The 24,345-nt window shown below is 68.7% G+C and carries 22 protein-coding genes and 1 rRNA gene; 15 read left to right on the plus strand and 8 right to left on the minus strand.

The features are described 5' to 3' along the window. Positions 1-231: ribosomal RNA gene (locus VFH59_RS04430) — 16S ribosomal RNA — on the minus strand; the annotation flags it as partial. Between the two features lie 442 nt (positions 232-673). Here VFH59_RS04430 and VFH59_RS04435 point away from each other — a divergent pair. Beyond that, positions 674-1,126: a DUF192 domain-containing protein gene (locus tag VFH59_RS04435; protein WP_414655849.1), complete on the plus strand. Its 453-nt coding sequence runs from the start codon at positions 674-676 to the stop codon at positions 1,124-1,126. A 203-nt stretch (positions 1,127-1,329) separates the two neighbouring features. Here the strand turns inward: VFH59_RS04435 and VFH59_RS04440 are convergent, their stop codons facing one another. Next, on the minus strand, positions 1,330-1,524 hold the full coding sequence (locus VFH59_RS04440; RefSeq protein WP_325163676.1) for a rubredoxin: 195 nt from the start codon (positions 1,522-1,524) through the stop codon (positions 1,330-1,332). Between the two features lie 88 nt (positions 1,525-1,612). Between VFH59_RS04440 and thiE the strand changes: the two genes are divergently transcribed. Both thiE and hemL read left to right on the plus strand, forming a co-directional pair. Beyond that, on the plus strand, positions 1,613-2,251 hold the full coding sequence (thiE, locus tag VFH59_RS04445; RefSeq protein WP_325163677.1) for a thiamine phosphate synthase: 639 nt from the start codon (positions 1,613-1,615) through the stop codon (positions 2,249-2,251). Further along, positions 2,248-3,537: a glutamate-1-semialdehyde 2,1-aminomutase gene (hemL, locus tag VFH59_RS04450; protein ID WP_325163678.1), complete on the plus strand. Its 1,290-nt coding sequence runs from the start codon at positions 2,248-2,250 to the stop codon at positions 3,535-3,537. The genes thiE and hemL overlap by 4 nt, the downstream gene beginning before the upstream one ends. A gap of 243 nt (positions 3,538-3,780) precedes the next feature. Here hemL and VFH59_RS04455 read toward each other — a convergent pair whose 3' ends face one another. Continuing rightward, positions 3,781-4,200, minus strand: coding sequence for a lactoylglutathione lyase (locus VFH59_RS04455; RefSeq protein ID WP_325163679.1), 420 nt, complete (start codon positions 4,198-4,200; stop codon positions 3,781-3,783). Then, positions 4,197-5,441 carry an acetylornithine/succinylornithine family transaminase gene (locus VFH59_RS04460; RefSeq protein WP_325163680.1) on the minus strand — a complete coding sequence of 415 codons (1,245 nt, stop codon included), beginning with the start codon at positions 5,439-5,441 and terminating at the stop codon, positions 4,197-4,199. Before VFH59_RS04460 ends, VFH59_RS04455 begins: the two co-directional genes overlap by 4 nt. A gap of 337 nt (positions 5,442-5,778) precedes the next feature. Here VFH59_RS04460 and VFH59_RS04465 point away from each other — a divergent pair, with 337 nt between their 5' ends. The 6 genes from VFH59_RS04465 (at position 5,779) to VFH59_RS04490 (ending at position 10,905) form a co-directional block, all read left to right on the plus strand. Beyond that, positions 5,779-6,276, plus strand: a complete 498-nt coding sequence (locus VFH59_RS04465) for a hypothetical protein (protein ID WP_325163681.1) — start codon at positions 5,779-5,781, stop codon at positions 6,274-6,276. Positions 6,277-6,303: 27 nt separating this feature from the next. Continuing rightward, positions 6,304-6,912, plus strand: a complete 609-nt coding sequence (locus tag VFH59_RS04470; protein WP_325163714.1) for a hypothetical protein — start codon at positions 6,304-6,306, stop codon at positions 6,910-6,912. Positions 6,913-6,939: 27 nt separating this feature from the next. After that, a complete protein-coding gene (locus VFH59_RS04475) occupies positions 6,940-7,944 on the plus strand; it encodes a hypothetical protein (RefSeq protein ID WP_325163682.1) in 1,005 nt (334 codons plus the stop codon). Between the two features lie 126 nt (positions 7,945-8,070). Further along, positions 8,071-8,763 (plus strand): C39 family peptidase, encoded by a 693-nt coding sequence (locus VFH59_RS04480; protein WP_325163683.1) that lies wholly within the window; start codon positions 8,071-8,073, stop codon positions 8,761-8,763. Positions 8,764-8,774: 11 nt separating this feature from the next. Further along, the gene (locus tag VFH59_RS04485) at positions 8,775-9,542 is read left to right on the plus strand and encodes a hypothetical protein (protein ID WP_325163684.1); all 768 of its coding nucleotides are present in this window, start codon (positions 8,775-8,777) and stop codon (positions 9,540-9,542) included. Between the two features lie 46 nt (positions 9,543-9,588). Beyond that, positions 9,589-10,905 carry a hypothetical protein gene (locus VFH59_RS04490; RefSeq protein WP_325163685.1) on the plus strand — a complete coding sequence of 439 codons (1,317 nt, stop codon included), beginning with the start codon at positions 9,589-9,591 and terminating at the stop codon, positions 10,903-10,905. A 9-nt stretch (positions 10,906-10,914) separates the two neighbouring features. Here the strand turns inward: VFH59_RS04490 and VFH59_RS04495 are convergent, their stop codons facing one another. Together VFH59_RS04495 and VFH59_RS04500 are read right to left on the minus strand one after the other, a co-directional pair. Next, the gene (locus VFH59_RS04495; RefSeq protein ID WP_325163686.1) at positions 10,915-12,261 is read right to left on the minus strand and encodes a sigma-54 dependent transcriptional regulator; all 1,347 of its coding nucleotides are present in this window, start codon (positions 12,259-12,261) and stop codon (positions 10,915-10,917) included. Between the two features lie 143 nt (positions 12,262-12,404). Then, entirely contained in the window at positions 12,405-13,226 is an 822-nt protein-coding gene (locus tag VFH59_RS04500; RefSeq protein WP_325163687.1) for an NAD(P)-dependent oxidoreductase, read from the minus strand. Between the two features lie 124 nt (positions 13,227-13,350). On the opposite strand from VFH59_RS04500, the gene VFH59_RS04505 reads away from it, so the two are divergent. Both VFH59_RS04505 and VFH59_RS04510 read left to right on the plus strand, forming a co-directional pair. Then, positions 13,351-14,274, plus strand: a complete 924-nt coding sequence (locus tag VFH59_RS04505; RefSeq protein ID WP_325163688.1) for an ABC transporter ATP-binding protein — start codon at positions 13,351-13,353, stop codon at positions 14,272-14,274. Further along, positions 14,271-15,674 carry a hypothetical protein gene (locus tag VFH59_RS04510; protein WP_325163689.1) on the plus strand — a complete coding sequence of 468 codons (1,404 nt, stop codon included), beginning with the start codon at positions 14,271-14,273 and terminating at the stop codon, positions 15,672-15,674. Before VFH59_RS04505 ends, VFH59_RS04510 begins: the two co-directional genes overlap by 4 nt. Positions 15,675-15,704: 30 nt before the next feature. Here VFH59_RS04510 and mpl read toward each other — a convergent pair whose 3' ends face one another. Together mpl and VFH59_RS04520 are read right to left on the minus strand one after the other, a co-directional pair. Continuing rightward, positions 15,705-17,075, minus strand: a complete 1,371-nt coding sequence (gene mpl / locus VFH59_RS04515; protein ID WP_325163690.1) for a UDP-N-acetylmuramate:L-alanyl-gamma-D-glutamyl-meso-diaminopimelate ligase — start codon at positions 17,073-17,075, stop codon at positions 15,705-15,707. Between the two features lie 174 nt (positions 17,076-17,249). Continuing rightward, the gene (locus VFH59_RS04520) at positions 17,250-17,834 is read right to left on the minus strand and encodes an adenylate kinase (protein WP_325163691.1); all 585 of its coding nucleotides are present in this window, start codon (positions 17,832-17,834) and stop codon (positions 17,250-17,252) included. A gap of 171 nt (positions 17,835-18,005) precedes the next feature. On the opposite strand from VFH59_RS04520, the gene VFH59_RS04525 reads away from it, so the two are divergent. From VFH59_RS04525 to VFH59_RS04540, 4 genes are all read left to right on the plus strand, one after another. After that, positions 18,006-19,268 carry a 6-phosphofructokinase gene (locus tag VFH59_RS04525; protein ID WP_325163692.1) on the plus strand — a complete coding sequence of 421 codons (1,263 nt, stop codon included), beginning with the start codon at positions 18,006-18,008 and terminating at the stop codon, positions 19,266-19,268. Between the two features lie 129 nt (positions 19,269-19,397). Further along, complete coding sequence (locus VFH59_RS04530; protein ID WP_325163693.1) at positions 19,398-19,727, plus strand: RcnB family protein; 330 nt, start codon at positions 19,398-19,400, stop codon at positions 19,725-19,727. A 214-nt stretch (positions 19,728-19,941) separates the two neighbouring features. Beyond that, positions 19,942-21,966 carry a sodium-translocating pyrophosphatase gene (locus VFH59_RS04535; protein ID WP_325163715.1) on the plus strand — a complete coding sequence of 675 codons (2,025 nt, stop codon included), beginning with the start codon at positions 19,942-19,944 and terminating at the stop codon, positions 21,964-21,966. A 261-nt stretch (positions 21,967-22,227) separates the two neighbouring features. After that, positions 22,228-24,339 carry a prolyl oligopeptidase family serine peptidase gene (locus VFH59_RS04540; protein WP_414655850.1) on the plus strand — a complete coding sequence of 704 codons (2,112 nt, stop codon included), beginning with the start codon at positions 22,228-22,230 and terminating at the stop codon, positions 24,337-24,339. The last annotated feature ends 6 nt before the right edge of the window (positions 24,340-24,345 follow it).

Raw genomic sequence — 24,345 nt, forward strand, 5'->3', positions numbered from 1 at the left:
ATCGGTCCATCCAACCGCGCGAGGTCCGAAGATCCCCCGCTTTCTCCCGTAGGACGTATGCGGTATTAGCGTAAGTTTCCCTACGTTATCCCCCACGTCTGGGCAGGTCCCGATGCATTACTCACCCGTCCGCCACTCGCCGGCATCCCGAAGGACCCGCTGCCGTTCGACTTGCATGTGTTAAGCATGCCGCCAGCGTTCAATCTGAGCCAGGATCAAACTCTTCACTTAAGTTTTCGACAGTCCGAAGACCGTCTATCTTTCTGAAGCGTTGTCCTAACCGTAAAACGTCAAGCTTTTGAATTGACTCTTAGGTTAGACGCTTGCATTTGTGGACAGTCATCCATCCACCGCAAGGCGCCCACACAAGTCACCTGCGCACACTGTCAAAGATCAATCACTTGCGAACTTTTCTTCAGTTCGCCCCGAGACATTTCGTCCCGGGTGAGCCGCCCATTCTACATTTGTTTCCTGGTCCGTCAACACCCTGTGAGAAGAAATTTCGTCGCAGGAGGTGAGGGGAAAACTCTTCGCGAGGGCGGCCTCGTCGAAGGGGCGAGAATCATAGCGCCGCCGGAGGGTCCTGTGAAGGGGGCGTAGAGCTTTTTTTGCTGCCGTTGGGGTCCGGTTCAACCACTACACTCGAGAACCCGCCTCACGATGGATCCGAGCGATGAAACGACTCCCCCTGGTGTTCCTGCTGCTCACCGCCGCCGGTTGTGCGACCGCTGTACCAAAGGTGCCGGCCCGCGGGGTGGAACTGCACGGGCAGCATTTCACGACGGAGCTTGCAACCGACGACGCGAGCCGTGAGCACGGTCTGATGATGCGCACGCAGCTGCCGGCGGATCACAGCATGCTGTTCGTCTTCCCTGACACGCAGCCGCGCTGGTTCTGGATGAAGAACACGCTGATCCCGCTGGATATCCTCTACTTCGGCGCCGACCGCAGGCTGGTATCGATGCAGTTGGATGTGCCACCGTGCAAGGCCGATCCCTGCCCGGTCTACCCGAGCGACGCCCCGGCACGCTACGTGCTGGAGCTGCCTGCAGGGACGGCCCGCCGCATCGGCGTGGAGACCGGAGACGAGCTGACCGTTGATGGCAGCATCGGCGCAGTGCACTGACCGGCGCCCCGCTGGCAGGGCAACCCCGCCTGGTAGGGAACCAGTCGCGACGGGTCGATCCGCTCCAGCATGTCCCAGTCGTCCTCCAAGGGAATGAACTGTTTCATGAGTGCCTCCGCTGTCGATAGGGAGACAGGAAAACAGACGGCCCGGTCCGCACGATGACGGAACCGGGCCGTTCGATGACGGACGCGGGGCGCGCTTCAGTCGGTTTCGACCATCTCGAAGTCGTCCTTGGTCGCGCCGCAGTCAGGGCAGGTCCAGGTGTCGGGCACGTCTTCCCAGCGCGTGCCGGGCTCGATGCCCTCCTCGGGCAGGCCTAGCGCCTCGTCATAGATGAAGCCGCACACCACACACATCCATTTGCGGTTCGCGGCGGGTCGGGCGTCGGTACTCATCGGATCATGTCTTCGTCTGCAGTGAATGATCCATTCTCGCAACTCGCCCGCCGGAGCGAAAGCGCGACGGTCAGATACAAGGAACCCCATGCCCCACTTTCCCTCGCGTGGCTTGTACGCCATAACCGACGGACCACGCAGCGACCTGCTCGACGTGGCACGGAACGCGCTGCTCGGCGGCGCAGCGCTGCTCCAGTACCGCGACCCGACCGATGACCACGCACGCCGCCACGCCGAGGCCCAGGCGCTCAAGCGGCTGTGCCAGGAACACAGTGTGCCGCTGCTGATCAACGGCGACGCGGCGCTGGCGGAAGCGGTGGGCGCCGCCGGCGTGCACGTTGGGGAGACGGGCGAGGACCTGGCGAGTGCGCGCACCCGGCTCGGTGCGCAGGCGATCATCGGCGTGTCCTGCCTCGACTCGCTCGAACGCGCGAAGGCCATGGTCGCGGCCGGTGCCGACTACGTTTCGTTTGGCGCCTTCTACCCGTCATCGACGTTGCCCCATGCGCGCCTGGCGCCGCCGGATCTGCTGAGTCAGAGCGCCGCACTGGGTGTTCCGCGGGTGGCGATCGGCGGCATCACGCCGGAAAATGGCGCAGTCCTGGTCGAGGCGGGCGCCGACTATGTGGCCGCCATCTCTGCCGTGTTCGGCGTCGCCGACGTGCGCACGGCCGCGCGTCGCCTGGCCGACCTCTACCGTTCCCCCTCCAGCGAGCCCCATCCATGACCACCAACCATGAACTCTTCCAGCGTGCGCAGCGGCTGATGCCCGGCGGCGTCAATTCGCCGGTGCGCGCCTTCAAGTCGGTCGGCGGCGAACCGTTCTTCACGGCACGTGCCAGCGGCGCCTATCTGTGGGACGTGGAGGGCACGCGCTACATCGATTACGTGGGCTCGTGGGGTCCGATGATCGTCGGTCACAACCACCCGCATGTGCGCGAGGCGGTGGAGCGTGCCGTGCAGGATGGCCTGTCGTTCGGTACGCCCTCGCCGGCTGAAGTGACCATGGCCGAGACGATCACGCGCCTGGTGCCTTCGGTGCAGATGGTGCGCATGGTCAATTCCGGCACCGAGGCGACAATGTCGGCGATCCGGCTGGCGCGTGGCACGACCGGGCGCAGCAAGATCGTGAAGTTCGAGGGCTGCTATCACGGCCATGGCGACAGCTTCCTGGTCAAGGCGGGCTCCGGCGCCCTGACCTTCGGCGTACCCACCTCGCCGGGCGTGCCCAAGGCAGCCGCCGACCTGACCCTCACCCTGCCCTACAACGACCTGGCGGCCGCGGAGGCGTTGTTCGCCGAACAGGGCGCGGACATCGCCGGCCTGATCATCGAGCCGGTTGCCGGCAACATGAACTGCATCCCGCCCAAGGATGGCTATCTGGCGGGCCTGCGCGAACTGTGCACGCGCCACGGCGCGCTGCTGATCTTCGACGAAGTGATGACCGGCTTCCGCGTGGCGCTCGGCGGCGCACAGGCGCACTACGGGGTGACGCCCGACCTGACGACCTTCGGCAAAGTGATCGGCGGCGGCATGCCGGTGGGTGCCTACGGCGGGCGGCGGGACCTTATGGAGCAGGTGGCGCCGGCCGGTCCGGTCTACCAGGCCGGCACGCTTTCGGGAAATCCGGTGGCAATGGCAGCCGGCCTGGCGATGCTCGAGCTGGTCCAGGCACCTGGCTTCCATGAGGCGCTCGCTGCACGCACTCGACTGCTGTGCGATGGCCTGCAGGCGGTGGCCGACGCCGCAGGCGTGCCGTTCAGCACCAACCGTGTGGGCGGCATGTTCGGGCTCTTCTTCACCGGGGAAACGGTGACGAGCTATGGACAGGCCACGGCGGCCGACACCGCGCTCTTCAATCGTTTTTTCCATGGCATGTTGAAGCGCGGCGTTTACCTGGCACCGAGCGCGTTCGAGGCGGGCTTCCTGTCCAGCGCGCATGGCGAACAGGACATCGCCGAGACGCTGGAAGCCGCTCGTGGTGCGCTGCGCGAGGCCACCGGGCACGCATGAACTGTCGATCGTCTGCCGTGCCCGGTTGACTCTCGACGGCGCTTCCGCCGACCGGCCGGTGGCACGCGGGTCGGCGATCACGCCGCATCCCCCGGGCCGGGCGCCAGTGCCGGCGGCCAAACCGATCGTCGGGTCACCACGCCCGGGCATGGCCGGCGCCTGCGATCCCGCCGCCAAGGCAAACGGGTCCCGGCCGCGCGGCTGCCGCCCAGGCGCCGGCGGCCGGTCTCGACCGAAGTCCTGCTACCAGCTGCCCGTGTTGGGCATCGACACCCACGGCTCCTGCGCTGGCAGGTGTCCGTCCTGCAGCAACTCGATCGAAATCAGGTCGGGCGAGCGCACGAACGCCATGTGGCCGTCGCGCGGGGGACGGTGGATCGTGTAGCCCATGTCCTTCAGGCGCTGACAGGTGGCGTAGATGTCTTCCACGCGGAACGCCAGGTGCCCGAAGTTGCGCGCCGAGCCATAGTCTTCCTCCGATCCCCAGTTCCAGGTGAGCTCGATCTCCGCCTCGGGGCTGTCCGGCGCGGCCAGGAACACCAGCGTGTACTTGCCTTCGGGAACCTCCTTGCGGCGCACCTCCCGCAAGCCCAGGCCTTCGCAGTAGAAGCGAAGCGAGGCGTCGAGGTCGCGCACGCGGACCATGGTGTGGAGGTATTTCATGGCGATTCTCCGGCAGGGACGGCGAGGAAAGCGATGAGCGCCGTGCGCAGTCGCCGCAGGCCCTCGGCGATTTCCTCATCGGTGACCGTCAGGGGCGGCAGCAGGCGCAACACGTCCGGCCCCGCCTGAAGCAGCAGCACGCCGTGTTCGGCGGCGGCGTCGAGAATGGTGCCGGCCTTGCCGCGATGCGGTCCGGCAAGCGCCGCACCCAGCATCAATCCGCGCCCGCGCACCTCCTCGAACAGGCCCAGGTCGGCGTCCAGGGCCGCAAGGCCGGCGCGCAGTTCGTTGGCCTGGCGCTCCACGTTGAGGAGCACCGCGGGCGAGCCGAGCTTGGCCAGCGCCACGCGCGCCACTGCCGCGGCCAGCGGGTTGCCGCCGAAGGTGGAGCCGTGCGCGCCGACCTGCATCACCCCGCCCACCGCCGGGCCGGCCAACATGGCACCGATCGGGAAGCCGGCGCCGAGCGCCTTGGCCAGCGTCACGATGTCCGGCACGACGCCATCCTGCACGTGGGCGAACAAGGTGCCGGTGCGGCCCATCCCGCACTGGATCTCGTCGAGCACCAGCAACGCGCCATGCCGGTCGCACAGTTCGCGCGCCCGCCTGAGGAAGCCGGGCGCCGCCGGGCGCACACCGCCCTCGCCCTGCACGGGCTCCACCATCACGGCGGCCACATCGTCGTGCGCGAAGGCTGCCTCGAGTGCGCCGACGTCGTTGAATGCGATGTAGCGGAAGCCTCCGGGCAGCGGCTCGTAGCCTTCCTGGTACTTGGGCTGCGCGGTGGCCGTGACGGTAGCCAGCGTGCGGCCGTGGAAGGAGCCCTGGAAGGTGACGATGGTGCGTCGCCCGGCATCACGGCCCTGCGCGGCCGCCCAGCGGCGCACCAGCTTGATTGCCGCCTCGTTCGCCTCGGCCCCCGAGTTGCACAGGAACACGCGCTCGGCAAAGCCGGAAGCCTCGACCAGATCCTGCGCGAGCTTCAGCGGCGGCTCGGTGTAGAACACGTTGCTGCTGTGCCACAGCTTGTGCGCCTGTGCGGTCAGCGCGGCGAGCAGGTCGGGATCCTGGTGGCCCAGGCTGTTGACGGCAATGCCCGCGCCGAAGTCGACGTAGTCACGTCCCTGCGTATCCCACAGCCGCGCGCCGCGGCCATGGTCGAGCACCAGCTCGCGCGGACGGTAGACCGGCAGCCAGTAGCGCCGTGCCAGGTCGATCAGGGAAGCGTCTTGCGTGGACATGGCCTCTCCGGCGGCGCGGGCGCCGTCGCGACTTGCGGGGAAAGCGACCGGGGCGTCGCCCCGCACATGCTAGCACCGCCCTCCTCCGGCGACCCGACGCCTGGGCTGTAACAGCCGCACAAGGTGTATCGCTCCTGTTACACCGCGTGCCGGCCTCGCTGCCATGCGGGCTGGACCGCCCAACCACCCCCGCTGAGGTTCCCGCTGTAACACCGGGCGCATCACCGCTCCCCGGCATGCACGCTGGAGAACCGCGCCACGGCGCGATTTTGCCTTGCCCCGGGGGCTTGGCACGGCGCTTGCCACCAAGGCTCTCACCGAAGGAACGAGCCGTGCCATGGATTCCGCAGTCAGCCCTGCCTCCCGTCTTCTCGCGCTAGCGCCACTCGCGGCCATGCTCGCGTTGCCCGGCCTGCCGTCCATCGGTCATGCGGCGGATGCGCACCGGGCGGTCGACGCCAGGCCGGGCGACATCGTGCTGTTGCGCAACGTCTCGACGCGGCCGGCAGCCCGGCCGGCGCCGCCGGGGATGGCCCTGATGGTCTCGCCCTCACCGCAGCCCGAGGTGGCCGACGCGCTGGGCAGCGGCGAGCTTTCCGACGAGGACATCGCCCAGCTCGGCGCCGCGCCCTCGCCAGCGGCACAAATGCAGTCGACCGTGGGCCGCCCGCTCGACGTCATGCTGGTTCGCGGCAGCGGCGGCACTACGGCGGCAGGCAACGGCGTAAGTAACACGATCGCGACCCCGATGGGTACGGTCGGCGGCGCGACCCGCGGCATCGGCGACCAGGTGCAAGGCGCGCTGGCGCAACTGCCGTTCGGCAACGGGCACTGACCGATGCGCCGCCCGATCATTCTCTCCATGCTCGCCGGGCTGGCCATGCTCAGCACCGGCGTCAGCGCCGGCGACGATGACTACGCCGCCATGCTCGGCTACCTCACCAGCAGCCACCTGGATGGCCATGTCCTGCAGGGCGCCGACGGCAGCATCGTGGTGAACATGGCGGCGGGCGATCTCAACAGCCAGGCCAACCTGCGCGCCTTCGCCAGCGGCCCGGAGGCGCAAGCGTCGATCGACGCGCGCCAGCGGCAGCTCGGCAACCAGGCCAATGCGCCGCTCGTGGCCCAGGCCTCCATCGGGGGCCAGGTCCTTGCCGGCGCGCATGGACTCGTCTCCATCAACCAGGCCAGCGGCACTGCGAATACGCAACTCAATGCGGTCGCTGCGGCGCTGGCCAGCCAGGGCATACGCGAGACGACGGACGGCTCCCTGTCCGCCGCCGTCTCAGCGTCGGCAGAAGTGCAGCCGGGAGCGGAATCCGGTGCACCGGGCGAAGGCACGCGGAGCGTGTCGGTCGCCGCGGGCGCCATGCAGGGGTTCAGCGGCGTGCTGCAGCTCAACCAGACCGCGGGATCGAGTAACGCCACGGGCAACGTCCTGTCGCTGTCCGTGTCGGAACTACCGCGGTGACCCCATAAGAACCGGAGTGAGGACACCATGAACGCATCCATGAAGAAGACCCTGATCGCCCTGGCGGTCGCCACGATGTTCGGCAGCTCGATGGCCTATGCCCACGACCACGGCCATGATCACGACCGGCCGAGGATCGACTCGGCGGCGACTGCCTCGGTCGACAACGACCAGTCCGTCTCGTTCAACCTGACCAGCAACGACAAGCTGAGCAACACCAGCAGCATCAAGGACCACACCGCCGGCCAGGCGTCGGGCAACATCGGCATGAACGTCGCCTCGGGCAGCAACAACGCCCAGGACAACGCCGCCGCGCTCGCCGCCACGGACGCCAGCTTCGCCTTCGGCGTGGCCGATTCGGACGTGGATGTCGAGCAGGGTGGCTGGGGCAACGTGACCATCAACAAGGGCGTGACCAACGCGGCCGACGTCACCGACAACGCCTTCCGCTATGCCTCGGGCAACATCGGCGTGAACGTCGCCTCGGGCAGCAACAACGAGCAGAAGAACGCGCTGGCCGCCTCGGTTGCCACCACCCGCTTCGCGCATGCCAACGTCGATGTGGACCAGAACTCCTCGCACAACGCGGTGAGCAACGCCGGCTTCGTCCAGAAGTACTACGACACCACCACCGTGCACATGAGCGGCACGGTAAGTGGCTTGTCGCTCGGCCTGGGCCTGGGTGGCTATCAGGGCGAAACCAGCAGCACCTCGCACGGTGGCGAGATCGGCCTGTGGACCGTCGGGCCGTTCCCGGCCGGCTTCTATGGCGGCCTCACGGCCAGCGAGTCGCAGGGCCAGGAAGAGGGCCAGCTGGGCTTCGTCGAGGTCTCGCAGAGCGACCTGCTGGCGGACCTGTGCGGCACCGTGCAGACCGCGCGCTGGGTGGTGGTCGATGCCACCAACGACGCCAGCCTGTCGGGCTACGCGTTCCAGCACGCCACCGGCAACATCGGCGTGAACGTGGCCTCCGGCACCGGCAACCTGCAGGCCAATACCCTGTCGATGGCCGTGTCCCAGCCCACCCCGTAACACCTTCGGCCAGGGATGGCCAACGAGGGCGGTACCCGGCTGCAAGGCCGGGTTCCTATGGAACCCCCCGGCCCGACCCCTGCGGGCCGGGGGGCATTCCTCCAACTGGGGACACCCATGCGACTGATGACCCGGACAATCCTGCTCTCCTGCCTCGCGCTCGGCATGCTGGCTACCGCGCGCGCCGGCGAGGTGCGCTTCGGTGGCGTCCTGCCCAACGGCGGGCTCTACGTGCACCCGGTCGAGAGCATGCAGGAAGCGCGCTTCCGCAACCTGGTCCGGCAGCAAACCGACTACAGCTGCGGCGCTGCCGCGCTGGCCACCATCCTGCGTTATGCGTACCACCTGGACGTGGATGAGGCGGTGGTGATCCAGGGCATGCTTGGCGTGTCCGACGGGAACCTGGTCAAGCAACGTGGATTTTCGTTGCTGGACATCAAGCACTACGTCGAGGCGCTGGGGATGCGCGGCCGCGGCTACCGCGTCGACGTCTCGCGCCTGCGCAGCCTGCGCGTGCCCGGCCTGGTACTGATGGACGTGCACGGCTTCCGCCATTTCGTGGTGCTCAAGCAGGTCCATGAAGACACCGTGGAACTGGCGGACCCGATGCTGGGCAACCGCAGCCTGCGGCTTTCCGAATTCCTCCAGGCGTGGCCATCCCGCGCCGTGTTTGTCGTCATCGGCAACGATTTCGACCGCCGCACCGTGCTCCTGCAGCGCGAAGGCAAGGCCAGTGCCCGTGCCCTGTACGCCCGGCAGGGACCCATCACCGACGCCGAATTGCTCGATTTCGGCTTCAGCAACGCCGACCTGTTCTGAGGGACCGCGCCATGTTTCGCCGCTCCTGCCCCCTCCTCGCCTCCGCACTCCTGCTGGCCCCCGCGCTCGGTGCCTACGCGGCCGACCGCGCACCCGGCGCGGGCCTGCACGAGCTGGCCGATCCCGAACTCAACGTCATGCGAGGCCGCTACACGGTCGACAGCAACACCGTCGCCTGGTTCGGGGTCAGCATGATCTCGACCTGGCAGACCGCCAGCGGCCAGCTCCTGCAGGGGACGCTCGCCTTCGGCATGGACTTCGACCATGGCCGCGGGCAGCCCAAGCTGACCTTCACGCCCAGCGTGACCCTCACCAGGGCGGACGCCCCGGTGCCGATGCCCGCCACCGGCACCCGCAGCGTCGACGGCAGCGGCCTGGCCAACGTCGGCGGCCTGCTGCAGAGCGTGCAGGTGGCAGGCGACGGCAACCTCGCCAGCAACGTCACCCGGCTGACCGTCCGCGATGGCCACGCACCGGCATCGACCGGCGCGGCCCCGGAATCCGGCAGCGCCAGCGTGAGCGATGGCGATGCCAGCGTGTCGGTGGGCTTCGACGGCAAGTCCGCCGGCGTGCAGCTGGCCATCGCGGGCCAGGGTACGGTGCAGCAATGGATCCGCAACGGCAGTCTCGGCCAGAGCGTGCAGCTCACGTCGGACGGCCAGAACGTGAGCAACCGGCTGGAGATCGACCTGGTGCGCCAGGTCACTGCGGCCAACACGCCGCTTGCGCTGAACGTGGCGCAGGCGATCGGCCTCACCCGAGGCATCGCAGGGAACTGAGCGCGCGCCACCGCCCGGCCCGCCCTCGGTTCAGGGGAGCAAACACATGCAAAAGACCTTGTTAGCCACCGCGGTGGCGTGCGGGCTGCTCGTCGGCCTGCCCTTCGAACTCGCCGCCCAGAGCGCGCCCACGGCGCAGGACGAAGCACAGGTACAGACCCTGCTGGCGCAGCTGCAGGCCTTGAAGGCCAGCTACGCGCAACAGGTGCGCCAGCTGAGGGAGCTGGACATGCAGGTGCAGGCACTGCAGGCGAAGCTGGCCGGCAAGACCGCACCGGCCACCTTGCCCGCACCGGGCGGTACGCCGCCACCCGCCCAGGTGGCCCAGTCCACGCCGCCGACCGACGAAGGCAGCCGCGCCGGTAGCACCGAGCAGGCCGAAGCCGCCCGCCAGGAGGCCCCCACGCGCAGCCTCAAGGATGCGTTGCAGCAGGAGCATGCGCTGTTCGACCGCAAGTTCACGCTCGAGAACAGCGTCAGCTACGCGCGCTACGACCGTAGCCAGATCACGCTCAACGGCTTCCTTGCGCTGGACGCGATCTTCCTGGGCAATATCGCGATCGAGGACGTCAAGTCCGATTCGCTGACCTACAACCTGGCCGCACGCTACGGCGTCAGCCCGCGCCTGACATTGAATCTCGACGTGCCCTACCTCTACCGCAAGACGGTCTACCAGAAGGGGGGCGCGGGTGGTTCGGCCGCGGCGATCGCCGAGCAGGACACCAGCGGCGCCGGCCTGGGTGACGTCGGGCTGAGCGCAAACTACAAACTGTTCGACGAGACCGATGCGCGACCCGACACCGTACTCACGCTCGGGATCACCGCACCGACCGGACAGTCGCCCTATGGCATCGACTGGAAGGTGCTGCAGCGCAACGACGACCAGTACATCAGCTTTGCCGTGCCGGAAAAGCAGCCGACCGGCAATGGCGTTTGGCAGGCGAACCTCGGCCTGTCCGCGGTCAAGACCATGGATCCGGCGATCGTCTTCGCCAATGCCGGCTACATCTATTCGAAGTCGCGCGATTTCGGCGACATCAACACCGATCCGGAAACGCGGAACCCCGGTACCGTGAAGCTCGGGAACACCTACTACTTCGGTGCCGGCGTGGCCTTCGCCTTCAACGAGCGCACCAGCCTGAGCCTTTCCTTCAGCGACCGGCTGAGCGCCAAGGCCTCGCTGCGCTACAAGGGCTCGTCCTGGTCCAAGGTGATCGGCTCGGACGCCAATGCCGCGACCTTCAACATGGGCGTGACCCACGCACTGAGCCAGCACACCACGCTGGTCTCGATGCTCGGCATCGGGCTGACCCAGGACGCCCCGGACTTCAGCCTGACCTTCAAGGTCCCCTACATGTTCTAGGCACGCAGGTCAGCGCACGGCCTGGGCCAGCTCGTCCAGCGCCAGGCCGTGCTTCTTGCACAGGCGGTAGACGGTCACCCGCGCGATTCCCAGCCGGCGGGCGCATTCGCTGACGTTGAAACGCGTCTCGCGCAGGCAGGCGACCAGCGCGTCGCGCTCGGCCGAGACGCGCACGCGATCCAGCGCGGCCGGCACGTGGCCTGGCCGCACGGGGAGGTCCAGGTCCTGCGCGCTGATCAAGGAGTCCTCGGCGACCACGGCGGCCCGTTGCACCCGGTTGACCAGCTCGCGCACGTTGCCCGGCCAGCCGAACGCCCGCAAGGCCCGGCGCGCCGCCGCGCTGAAGGCGCGCGCGCGGCACTCATGCTGCTCACGGAACACGTCCAGGAAGTGCTGCGCGAGCAGCTCCACGTCGCCCCCGCGCTCGCGCAATGCGGGCATCTGCACGCGCAGGACGTTGAGCCGGTAGTACAGGTCCTGGCGGAACCGGCCGGCGGCGACGGCCTTTTCCATATCCACGTGCGTGGCGGCCAGCACGCGCACGTCCGCACGCAGGCTCTGGCTGCTGCCGACGCGCACGATCGTGCCCTCCTGCAGGAATCGCAGCAGGCTCGTCTGCGCATCCAGCGGCAGGTCGCCGATCTCGTCCAGGAACACGGTGCCGCCGCTGGCGCTTTCGATGTGACCGATCCGCCGCGTGGTGGCGCCGGTGAACGCGCCACGTTCGTGGCCGAACAGCTCCGACTGCACCAGGTTGCTCGGCAAGGCACCGCAGTTGATCGCCACGAACGGGCGCTCCGCCCGCGGTGACAACTGGTGGATGACGCGCGCGGCCACTTCCTTGCCGGTCCCGGTTTCGCCGGTGATCAGCACCGGCAGGTCCACCGGGGCGTACTTGCGCAGGCTGACCCGCAAGGCCCGCATCGCATCGCTGGAGCCGACCAGGCCGGGCATGTCCGGCTCGCTGCGGGCGGGCACGCCGCCCTGGGCCAGGCGATCGAGCGCCTCGTACAGGCGCGGGAAGTCGATGGGGCTGGTGAACACCGCCATGCAGTCGCGCAGGATGGAGGTCACGCGGGGTTCGTGGGCCGGTGTCTCGGGTGAAACCAGCGCGATCCAGGGCACGCCCGGATGTTCGGCCACCATGACTTCCATCGCCCCCAGCGTGTCCAGGTCGCCCTGGCGCAGGTCGGCCAGCGCGACCACGATGTCGCCGTTGCGGGCACCCACGCCACTGGCCTGCACGTCGGCGACACGCACCGGCCAGCCTGAACGAGCCAGTCCATTGCGCTCCGGGCCGTCGGGCCTTCCGAACCAGACGACGCAGCGCCTGGGTGATGCCAATGCCGCGATCATCGCCACCTCCGCCCCTGAACGGATGTCCTGTGTCGATCCAGTCGATACTGCCGACTGCGATGCCGCCCATCCGGGGCGGCGGACTGTGATGAATATCACAAAACCGGGTGTAAAACCTAACGACACCGGCCGTGAAGGCGAGGTCAACCCAGGAACAGGTCCGGCAGGAGGGCGGCGCCGGGCTGGACCGCGTACCGGTCGAAATCGACCACGCCCAGTTCGCGCAGCACATCCTCGTCCAGGTGGAAATGGCCGCTGTGCTCCCGCGCCGGGCGGCGAAGGATGGCATACGCGGCGTCGGCGACGATTTCCGGCCGGCGACACTGTTCCGGCCGCACCCCCTCGATCATGGCGATGGCTGCCGTGGCGATCACCGTACGCGGCCACAACGCATTGACGGCGATGCCGAGGGGAGCGAACTCCGCGCTCATGCCGAGCACGCACAAGCTCATGCCCATCTTGGCGATCGTGTAGGCGGTGTGCGGGGCGAACCACTTCGGATCCAGGCTGGGCGGCGGCGCCAGCATCAGCACGTGCGGGTTGGCCGCGCGCTTCAGGTGCGGCAGGCAGGCCTGCGTGACCAGGAAGGTGCCGCGCGTGTTGACCTGGTGCATCAGGTCGAAACGCTTCATCGGCGTGCCTTCCACGCCGGCCAGCCAGATCGCGCTGGCGTTGTTGACCAGGATGTCGATGCCACCGAAGCGTTCGGCCGCCTGTGCCACGGCCGCGCTGACCTGGTCTTCCTCGCGGATGTCCACCTTGAGCGCGAGCGCCTTGCCGCCCGCCTCTTCCACCGCCGCCGCGGCCGTGTGGATGGTGCCAGGCAGCTTCGGGTTGGGCACGCCGCTCTTGGCGGCTATCACCACGTTGGCCCCGTCGTGCGCCGCGCGCAGGGCGATGGCCAGGCCGATCCCGCGCGAAGCGCCGGTGATGAACAGGGTCTTGCCGGCCAGCGTGTTTTCCATGGCGGTGCCGTGCGTCAGAGGGGATCGCAGGATAGCGCCGCCGGCGATGCCGGATGACAACCATCACTGGACGCGCGCGCCCTCGGCCACCACAGTGCAGTGGTCATCACCGGAGCCGCCGCCGATGGCTACCCTGTTGCCCTTTCCAGCGCCCGCCGCGATCCCCGCGGCAGCACCCCAGGCGGTCCTGCGCATGCAGGGCCTGCGCAAGTCCTTCGAGCGGCGCCAGGTGCTGTGCGGCATCGACTGGGACGTGCCGGCCGGACGCGTGATCGGGCTGCTGGGCCGCAACGGCGCCGGCAAGACCACGTTGCTGCGGTGCGTGCTGGGGCTGGCACCGATCGACGCCGGCACGGTCGAGCTGTTCGGCGAGCCGATGACCGAACCGGGCGGCGCACGACTGCATCGGGTCGGCTTCGTGCCCCAGAATTTCGAGCTGTTCCCCTGGATGAAGGTGCGCGCCTACCTGGACTTCACCGCTGCCTTCTACCCGGGCTGGAACCACGTACTGGCCACGCGCCTGCTGCAGGAATGGGAGCTCGACCCGAAGCAGAAGATCGGCCGGCTTTCGCAGGGGCAGCGGCAGAAGCTCGCCATCGTGCGCGCGATCGCGCCGGAGCCGGACCTGCTGGTGCTGGACGAGCCGGTGGCAAGCCTCGACCCCCAGGCGCGGCGCGCCTTCATGGCCGAACTGCTCGCGCTGATGCGCGGACCGGGCAAGACGGTGATCTTTTCGACCCACATCACCGCCGACCTGGAGCGAGCCGATGCCGACATCGCGCTGCTGCGCGACGGGCGCATCCAGTTCACCCGTCCGCTGGCCGAGCTCAAGGCGCGGTTGTGCCACGCCGTCCTCAACCGCCCGGCCGGCTGGGCTGCGGCGCCCGCGCTGGCCGGCGTGATCAAGTCACGCATCACCGGCGCGAGCCTGCATCTGCTGCTGGAAGACGTTCCCGCCGAGCGGCTGCACCAGCTTGCCAAGGACGAGGACGCCAGCCTGCGCATCGAGATGCCCACGCTGGAAGACCTCTTCGTCGAACTGGCATGAGGGCGATTGCGCAGCTGTGGCTGTTGCCGTGCCGGCAGATGCCGCTGCTGGGCATCCTCGCCCATCTCTTGTGGATGGCGGCGCTGGCCTGCCTGGTGTGGATGACCCCGCATCCGGCCGACGCGGCGCTGGGTGCCGGCCTGCTGGCCATGGGCAGCTGGTTCTGGCATCTGGGCCTGGCCACCACGCTGCGCGGTGCGTGCCAGCCGGAGACCTTCCTGCTGCCGGCATTCCGCCGTCGCCTGGCGGCTTTCGGCCTGCTCGATGCGCTGGCCTGGGTCGGCCTGCCGGCGATGCTGGCGCTGGCCCGGGGCGTGCCGCACGTCCCGCTGGGCGCCGCGCTGCTGCTGCTTGCCGGCGCGATGGGCTTCGCCATGGGCGTGGAGCGCTGGGTGAGCCTGCTGTTCTGGCCTTTGCTGGTGCTGGCCGGCTGGATGCCGGGCCTGGCCGGCGTGATTGTCCAGGACGCACTGAACTCGCCCCTCACGCTGCCACTGCTGCTGCTCGTGGCGGCGTTGCTGCTGCGCGTCGCACTGCGCCCGATGCTGCAGGTGGCCGACCGGCCGCCGGACGCCTCGCCGCTGGAAGGCATCGCCCTGGGGCGCAACGTCGGCACCGGCACGGCGCCTCGTCGAAGCGCCCTGGGCCAGCGCATCGAGGGCTGGTTCGATGCGATCGCACAGCAGGCGATGGACCGGGCGCTGGCCCGCTACCGGGAGCAGCCGTCCGCCAGTCGACGCCGCACCCTGGTTCGCCGCCTGCTGCTGCCGCATGACAACGCGGCGGCGATCGGGCTCCGCATCGCGATCATGGCGGTGTTCGCCACGCTGTACGTGGTCGTGGCGCTGCATCGCCAGCATTTCAACGCCACCGTGGTGGGCGCCTACGCGGTGCTGATCGCGCTGGCGCGGTTCCCGCAGATCGGTCGCGGCATGCAGCGCATGCGCCCCAACCTGGCCGACCTGTACCTGACGCTGGCTCCAACCACGCGCACGGAGTACCAGCAGACGCTGGCCGACGCCCTGCTGGTCCTGGTGCCGATCGGCACGCTCACCGCCGTTGCCTATACCGCGCTGGGCATCGTGCTGACGCATGCCACGCAGCCGGGGCTGATGCTGCTGGTCACGCTGGTGGTCGCCACCGGCGGCGGCCTGGTGGCGCTGGCGGTCCACCTGGTCGGACCGCAGCACGCGGTCGGCCGGCAACTGGTCAACGCGGCCGTGCTGATGGGCACGATGGCGGTCTACTGGGGCGGCGTCTGGCTGGTCGACACGCTCGGCTACGGGTTCGGCGGCGGCCTGCTCGCACTGGTCACGCTCGGCTTCGGGCTGGGCGCGTGGTTCGCCGCACAGCGCGAGTACCAGCGGCGGGCGCCATGCTTCGAAACACCCCTGGCGTGACACCTCGCTTCCGCGCGAGGGTGCGCCAGCTCAGCCCAGCACGTCCACGAAGCGCCGTGGCGCGTTTTCGAACCCGCCGTTGGACATGAACACCACATGGTCGCCCGGCCGTGCCTGCGCACGCAGGGCATCGACCAGTGCCTCCACCGTCGGCGCCGTCCGCCCACGCCCTTGCAAGGCCTCGGTCACCCGCGCGGCGTCCCACGGCAGTTCGGGGCGGTGCAGGAACACCACCGCGTCCGCGTCGGCCAGCGAGGGCGCCAGCCCGGCCGCATGGGCACCCAGGCGCATGGAATTGGACCGCGGCTCCAGCGCGACCAGGATGCGGGCCTTGCCGACCTTCGCGCGCAGGCCAGCCAGGGTGGTGGCGATCGCGGTCGGGTGATGCGCGAAGTCATCGTAGACGCGCACCCCGCCGGCCTCACCCACCAGCTCCATCCGCCGCTTGACGCTCTGGAAACTGGCGAACGCCGGCAACAGCGCGCGTGGGTCGGCCCCGGCCGCCGTCGCAGCGGCGAAGGCCGCCAGTGCGTTGAGCACGCTGTGGTTGCCCAGCAGCGGCCAGCACACCTCGCCGATCGCGCCGCCGCGGTAGCTCACCTCGAACGCCGAGCCGTCTGCCTCGATCAGCCGCGCCTGCCAGTCGCCCCGGCCGATACCGAAGGTCTCCACGGGGGTCCAGCACCCCATCGCCAGCACCTCGGCCAGCGCGGCGTCGTGCGCGTTCACGATCAGCCGGCCGTTGCCCGGCACGGTGCGCACCAGGTGGTGGAACTGACGCTGGATCGCGGCCAGGTCAGGGAAGATATCCGCGTGGTCGTACTCGAGATTGTTGAGGATGGCGATACGCGGACGGTAGTGCACGAACTTCGAGCGCTTGTCGAAGAACGCGGTGTCGTATTCGTCGGCCTCGATCACGAACGGCGCCGCCTGATCACCCAGCCGTGCGGAGACGCCGAAGTTGCCCGGCACGCCACCGACCAGGAAGCCGGGCGCCATGCCTGCCCGATCCCGGAAGGCATGGTCCAGCAGGTGCGCCAGCAGGCTGGTGGTGGTGGTCTTGCCGTGGGTGCCGGCGACCGCCAGCACCTCGCGCCCGGCCAGCACCGTCTCGCCCAGCCACTGGGGGCCGGACACGTAGCGCAGGCGCGCGTCGAGCATGTGTTCGACCGCCGGGTTGCCACGGCTCATCGCGTTGCCGACCACGACCAGGTCGGGCGCGGGCACCAGATGTTCGGCGGCATAGCCGTCCATCAGGCGGATGCCGAGCGCCTCGAGCTGATGGCTCATCGGCGGGTAGACGGCGGCGTCGGAGCCTTCGACGGTAAGGCCGAGTTCGCGCGCAAGCGCGGCGACGCCGCCCATGAAGGTGCCGCAAATGCCGAGGATGTGCAGGCGCATGTGTTTGAAAAACCCTCCCTCTCGCCGGATGGTGCTCCCCTCTCCCGCCGGGAGAGGGGCTGGGGGTGAGGGTACGGGGCTTGCGGGGTGAACGGGCTTTCGTGGCTCGGAGCATCCTCGCTCCGCCGGCCCCACCCCAACCCTCTCCCCGGCGGGGAGGGGAGTCGAGGCGCGTCAGCCGTTGGCGGCGGCCGACTCGCGCTCCAGCGCGCGCTTGATACGGGCGGTCACTTCATCCAGTTCGCCGACGCCATCGACCACCTGCAGCTTGCCGCGCTTGGCGTAGAAATCGGCCACCGGCGCGGTCTGCTCGGCATAGACGCCCAGGCGCTTGCGCACCGTGTCGGGGTTGTCGTCCGCGCGGTTCTCGGCCTGGAAGCGGATCTGGCAGCGACCCACGATCGCCTCGTTCGGCACCTCGAGCTTGATCACCGCGTCCAGCGGCTGGCCGATGCGGGCCAGCAGATGGTCCAGCGCATCGGCCTGGGCCAGGTTGCGCGGATATCCGTCGAGGATGAAGCCGTTGCGCGCATCGTCCTGCGCCAGGCGTTCCTCGAGCATGCCGAGCAGGATGTCGTCGGAGACCAGCTGGCCGGCGTCCATTACCGCCTTGGCCTTCAGCCCCAGCGGCGTACCTGCGGCCACGGCGGCGCGCAGCATGTCGCCGGTGGAGATGTGCGGTACGTTGAGGTCGGCCTTCAGCCGCGCGGCCTGCGTGCCTTTGCCCGAACCGGGCGCACCGAGTAGGACGAGTCGCATAATGCTCCAGGGCGTGTGGTCCGCACGCACGCTGCGGCGGTTCGTCAGATTTCACCCAAGGGGCGTCAAAGTACCGTCTGGACCCGGTAGCGTCAAACCGAACCGCGCCCAGATGCGCGGCAAGTCGCTGTTTCGCAAGGGTACATGCGTGTGCCTGCCAAGGAGATCGTCATGAGTCCTGCTTCCCGCCCCGGCCGCCTGCTCTACGCCCAGTCGGGCGGGGTCACCGCGGTGATCAACGCCACCGCCGCCGGCGTGATCGAAACCGCGCGCGCGCGCGGGGTGCCGGTGTACGCCGCGCGCAACGGCATCCTGGGCGCGCTGCGCGAGGACCTGATCGACACCACCAAGGAGTCGAAGTCCAGCATCGCCGCGTTGCGGCACACGCCCGGCGGCGCCTTCGGCTCCTGCCGTTACAAGCTCAAATCGCTGGAAGACAACCGCGCCGAATACGAGCGACTGATCGAGGTGCTGCGCGCGCACGACATCCGCTGGTTCCTCTACAACGGTGGCAACGACTCGGCCGATACGGCACTGAAGATCTCGCAGCTGGGCAAGGCGATGGGCTACGACGTCCGTTGCATCGGCGTGCCCAAGACGGTGGACAACGACCTGGCGGTGACCGACTGCTGCCCCGGCTTCGGCTCGGTGGCCAAGTACACCGCCGTGTCGGTGCTCGAGGCCAGCCTGGACGTCGCCTCGATGGCCGACACCTCGACCAAGGTGTTCGTGCTGGAGGTGATGGGCCGCCACGCCGGCTGGATCGCCGCCGCCGCGGGCCTGGCCGGCGAGGGTCCGGATGCGCCGCCGCACGTGATCCTGTTCCCCGAGAACGTGTTCGACGAGGCCGCCTTCCTGGCCAGGGTCAAGGCCACGGTCGAACGGGTCGGCTGGTGCACGGTGGTCGTCTCCGAGGGCGTCCGCGACGCGACCGGCCGCTTTCTGGCCGAGGGCGGCACGCGCGATGCCTTCGGCCATGCGCAACTGGGTGGCGCCGCATCCGTGTTGGCGCAGCGGGTCAAGGACCGCCTCGGCTACAAGGTGCACTGGGCGCTGCCCGATTATCTGCAGCGCTCGGCGCGCCACCTGGCCTCGGCCACCGACGCGCTGCAGGCCTATGCGGTGGGCCGCGCCGCGGTCGAGTTCGCGCTGGCCGGCATGAACGCGGTGATGCCGGTGATCGTGCGCACCTCCGGGTCGCCCTATCGCTGGAAAATCGAGCCGGCGGAGCTGAAGAAAATCGCCAACCGCGAGAAGAAGCTGCCCAGGGGCTTCATCCAGCGCGACGGTTTCGGCATCACCGCCGCCGCGCGCCGTTACCTGTCCCCGCTGATCCGCGGTGAGGCGCCGCCGCCGTACGGGAAGGACGGCCTGCCCGCCTACGCCACCCTGCGCAACCTGCCGGTAGCCAGGCGTTTGCCTGCCTTTCCCTGAGACGACAGGCGCCGGTTTCCTTGCTGAGCATCACGTGAAGGGTGCGTGCAGGCGGCTACCATGTGTTCAGACGCAGCTTCCTACGCTGCCAGCCACCCGGGCCGCTGCGCCCGGTCAAGGGAGAGACACATGAAGATCCTGCTGAGCGCCCTGTTTGCCCTGCCCCTGCTCGTCGGCAGTGGCGCGGCGCTGGCCGACCACGGCCACGGGCACGACCACGGCTACGGGCACGACCGCGGCCATGACAGGCACGACCATGACGAGGGCTGGCACGGGCACCGCCATCACCACTGGGAGCGCGGCCACCGCTACGACGGGCGCGTCGTGGTCATCCACGATTACGAGCGTGTGCGCCTGCGTCCGCCGCCGCGCGGCTACCACTGGGTGCGCGACGACAACAACGACTACGTGCTGGTCGCCATCGCGACCGGGATCATCCTGGACTACGTGCTCAACTGAGCCCACCGTGGTCCTGACGCGGCCGGGGCGCCCTCGCCCCGGCCGCTTGCGTTTCCGCCCCGGCGCTGCGGCGCACAACAATCAATCACACGACCCCTGCCTATACTCGCCGAGGCCGCTGTCGAAGCGGCCTGGGGCGAGCTGCCCGTGAGGCAACCCGCCTGTCGCGGTATCCACTCACCTGGGGAGGCACCGAATGCAGCAGCAGGACGGTATGTGGTTGTGGATCGCGCTGGGGTGCGCGGTTCTCGCGATTCTCTACGGCGTGGTCTCGGTACGCTGGGTTCTCGGTCGCTCGGCCGGCAATGAACGCATGCAGGCGATTGCCGCGGCCATCCAGGAAGGCGCCCGCGCCTACCTCAACCGCCAGTACGGCACCATCGCACTGGCGGGCGTCGTCCTGCTGGTCCTGATCGGCTTCTTCCTGAGCTGGTACACCGCCATCGGCTTCCTGATCGGCGCGGTGCTCTCCGGCGCCACCGGCTACATCGGCATGAATGTCTCGGTACGTGCCAACGTGCGTACCGCCGAGGCCGCGCGCAGCGGCATGCGCGCGGCGATGGACGTGGCGTTCCGCGGCGGCGCGATCACCGGCATGCTGGTGGTCGGCCTGGCGCTGCTGGGGGTGACCGGCTACTGGCTCGTCCTCAATCACCTGCACGTGCCCGATCCGCTGCATCCGCTGGTCGGCCTGGCCTTCGGCAGCTCGCTGATCTCCATCTTCGCGCGCCTGGGCGGCGGGATTTTCACCAAGGGCGCGGACGTGGGCGCAGACCTGGTCGGCAAGGTCGAGGCCGGGATTCCCGAAGACGACCCGCGCAACCCGGCGGTGATCGCCGACAACGTGGGCGACAACGTGGGCGACTGCGCCGGCATGGCCGCGGACCTGTTCGAGACCTACGCGGTGACGGTGATCGCCACCATGCTGCTCGGCGGACTGATGTTCACTGCCGACCCGCACGCGGTGCTGTATCCGCTGGTGCTCGGCGGCGTCTCCATCATCGCCTCGATCATCGCCACCTTCTTCGTCAAGGTGCGCGAGGGCGGCTCGATCATGGGCGCGCTGTACAAGGGCGTGATCGTCTCGGCGGTGCTCTCGGCGGTCGGCTTCTGGTTCGTCACCCGCATGCTGCTGCCGCAGGGGCTGGCAGGCGTGGACGGCGGCATCGCGAGCATGTCGATCTTCTGGTGCGCGCTGATCGGCCTGGTGCTGACCGGACTGATCGTGTGGATCACCGAGTACTACACCGGCACGCAATACAAGCCGGTGCGGCACATCGCGCAGGCGTCGACCACCGGTCACGGCACCAACATCATCGCCGGCCTGGGCGTGTCGATGAAGGCCACCGCCTGGCCGGTGATCGTGGTGTGCCTGGCGATCTGGGGCGCGTTCCACTTGGGCGGCCTGTACGGCATCGCCATTGCGGCGACCTCGATGCTGTCGATGGCCGGCATGATCGTGGCGCTGGATGCCTACGGCCCGATCACCGACAACGCCGGCGGCATCGCCGAAATGGCCGACCTGCCGCCGGAAGTGCGCGGCATCACCGATCCGCTGGATGCCGTGGGCAACACCACCAAGGCGGTGACCAAGGGCTACGCGATCGGCTCGGCTGCGCTGGCCGCACTGGTGCTGTTCGCCGACTACACGCACAACCTGGCGGTCAACAACGCGGGCCAGACGTTTACGTTCGACCTGTCCGACCACATGGTCATCATCGGCCTGCTGATCGGCGGCCTCATCCCCTACCTCTTCAGCGCGATGGCGATGGAAGCGGTCGGCCGTGCCGCCGGCGCGGTGGTCGAAGAGGTGCGCCGCCAGTTCCGCGACATCGCCGGCATCATGGAAGGTACCGGCAAACCGCAGTACGACAAGGCGGTGGACATGCTCACCCGCTCGGCCATCCGCGAGATGATCGTGCCCTCGCTGCTGCCGGTGGTGGTACCGATCGTGATCGGCCTGCTGCTGGGGCCGAAGGCGCTCGGCGGCGTGCTGATCGGCACCATCGTCACCGGCCTGTTCGTGGCGATTTCCATGACCACCGGCGGCGGCGCCTGGGACAACGCCAAGAAGTACATCGAGGACGGCAACTACGGCGGCAAGGGCTCGGAGGCGCACAAGGCGGCAGTTACCGGCGATACGGTGGGCGATCCGTACAAGGACACGGCCGGGCCGGCCGTCAATCCGCTGATCAAGATCATCAATATCGTCGCTCTTTTGTTGATCCCGTTGTTGTAACCGTGAGAAGCAGACGGTTGCTGCAGACCCCGGAAGGCGAACCCGCATGGCGCGTTCGCCCCCTCTCCCCGCCGGGGAGAGGGTGGGGGTGAGGGGCCGCTCTTGCGATGGACCACCTACCGAAGGCCCTTGCGGGCCTTCGCTTTTTGTAGAGCGCACGAACGGAGCTCCCCGCGAGCCCCGGCCCCTCCCCAGGGCCGACTTCCCCCACAGGCGCCACGTCGCTCACCGCCACACTCATCCGTTCCACAAGGAACCGACATGATCCACACCGCACGCTGGCTCACCCTCGCGCTGGGCCTCACACTGGCAGGCATGACGCACGCAAAGACTTCCGCGCCCGATGGCGCCCACGCCGCCGATCCGTACCTCTGGCTCGAGGACATCGACGGCACGCGCGCGATGGACTGGGTCAAGCAGCAGGACGCGGCCACGATCGACGGTTACGCCCGGTCGCCCGAATTCGAGCGCCTCGACGCACGCCTGCTCGAGGTGCTCGACTCGGACGCGCGCATCCCCTTCGTCGAAAAGCTCGGCAGTCACTACTACAACTTCTGGCGGGACAAGGCCCACCCGAAAGGCCTGTGGCGGCGCACGTCGCTCACGGAGTACCGCAAGGCCGAGCCGGCCTGGGAGACCGTGCTGGACCTGGACGCACTGGCCGCAGCCGAACACGAGAACTGGGTCTGGCATGGCGCGCAATGCCTCAAGCCGGATTACCGCCGCTGTCTCGTCTCGCTCTCCCGCGGCGGGGCCGACGCCGACGTGGTGCGCGAGTTCGACCTTGCCGGAAAAACCTTCGTCGAGGGCGGCTTCACGCTCCCGGAGGCCAAGAGCCAGGTCGCCTGGGTCGACCAGGACCATATTTTCGTCGGCACCGATTTCGGCCCCGGCTCGATGACCGAGTCGAGCTACCCGCGCATCGCCAAGCTGTGGACCCGCGGCACCCCGCTGGCACAAGCGCGGACGATCTACGAGGGCAAGCCGGAAGACCTCGCCATCAGCGCCTACCGTGACCTGACCCCCGGCTACGAGCGCAGCTTCGTGCAGCGCGCGCTGGCCTTCTACGACAGCGAGAGCTACCTGCTGGGCAAGGACGGCCAGCTCGCCCGCATCGACGTCCCTACCGACGCCGAGACCAGCGTCGAGCGCGAATGGCTGCTGATCGAGCCGCGCAGCGACTGGACCGTCGGCGGGCACACCTACAAGGCCGGCTCGCTGCTGGCCACGGACTTCGACGGCTACATGGCCGGCAAGCGCGACATCACCGTGCTGTTCGAGCCATCCGACACCACCGCTCTGGATGGTTACTCCTGGACGCGCCACCACCTCATTCTCAATGTGATGGACGACGTGGTGAACAAGCTCGAGGTGCTTACCCCGCAGCACGGGGCCTGGAAACGCCGGTCGCTGCGTGGCGCCCCGGCGCTGTCCTCGATCGACGCCGCCGGCATCGACGCGGACGAGGGCGACGCCTATTTCCTCACGGTCACCGGCTTCCTGCAGCCGACGACGCTCTACTACGGCACGATCGGCCAGGGCGATGCCGAGGCGGTCAAGCACAGCCCCGGCTTCTTCGATGCGTCGAAATATCAGGTGAGCCAGCACTTCGTGCAATCGAAGGACGGCACCCGCGTGCCGTATTTCGAGATCGCGCCCAAGGACCTGGCGCTCGATGGCAGCAACCCCACGCTGCAGTACGGCTACGGCGGCTTCGAGATTTCCTTGCAGCCGAGCTACAGCGGCAGCATCGGCCGTGCCTGGCTGGAGCGCGGCGGCGTCTACGTCATCGCCAACATCCGCGGCGGCGGCGAATACGGCCCGCGCTGGCACAAGGCCGCGCTCAAGGCCAAGCGCTTGCGCGCCTACGAGGATTTCGCCGCGGTGTCGGAGGACCTGATCCGGCGCAAGGTCACCTCGCCCCCTCACCTGGCCGCCATGGGCGGCAGCAACGGCGGCCTGCTGATGGGCAACATGCTCACGCTGTACCCGCAGCTCTACGGCGCGATCGTCAGCCAGGTGGCGCTGCTGGACATGAAGCGCTACACGCACCTGTCCGCCGGGGCCTCCTGGATGGCCGAGTACGGCGATCCGGACAAGCCGGCCGAATGGGCCTGGATCCGGACCTTCTCGCCCTACCAGAACGCACAGCCCGGCAGGCCCTACCCGCCGGTGCTGTTCACCACGTCCACCCGCGACGACCGCGTGGGACCGGCGCATGCGCGCAAGATGGCGGCGAAGATGCAGTCGATGGGCTATGCCGCGGACTTCTACGAGAACATCGAAGGCGGTCACGGCGGTGCGGCGGACAACCAGCAGTCGGCCTTCATGCACGCGCTCGAATACACCTGGCTGTGGCAACACGTAAAATGAGGCTTC

The sequence above is a fragment of the Frateuria sp. genome, assembly GCF_035695185.1.
Lineage (GTDB): Bacteria > Pseudomonadota > Gammaproteobacteria > Xanthomonadales > Rhodanobacteraceae > Frateuria_A.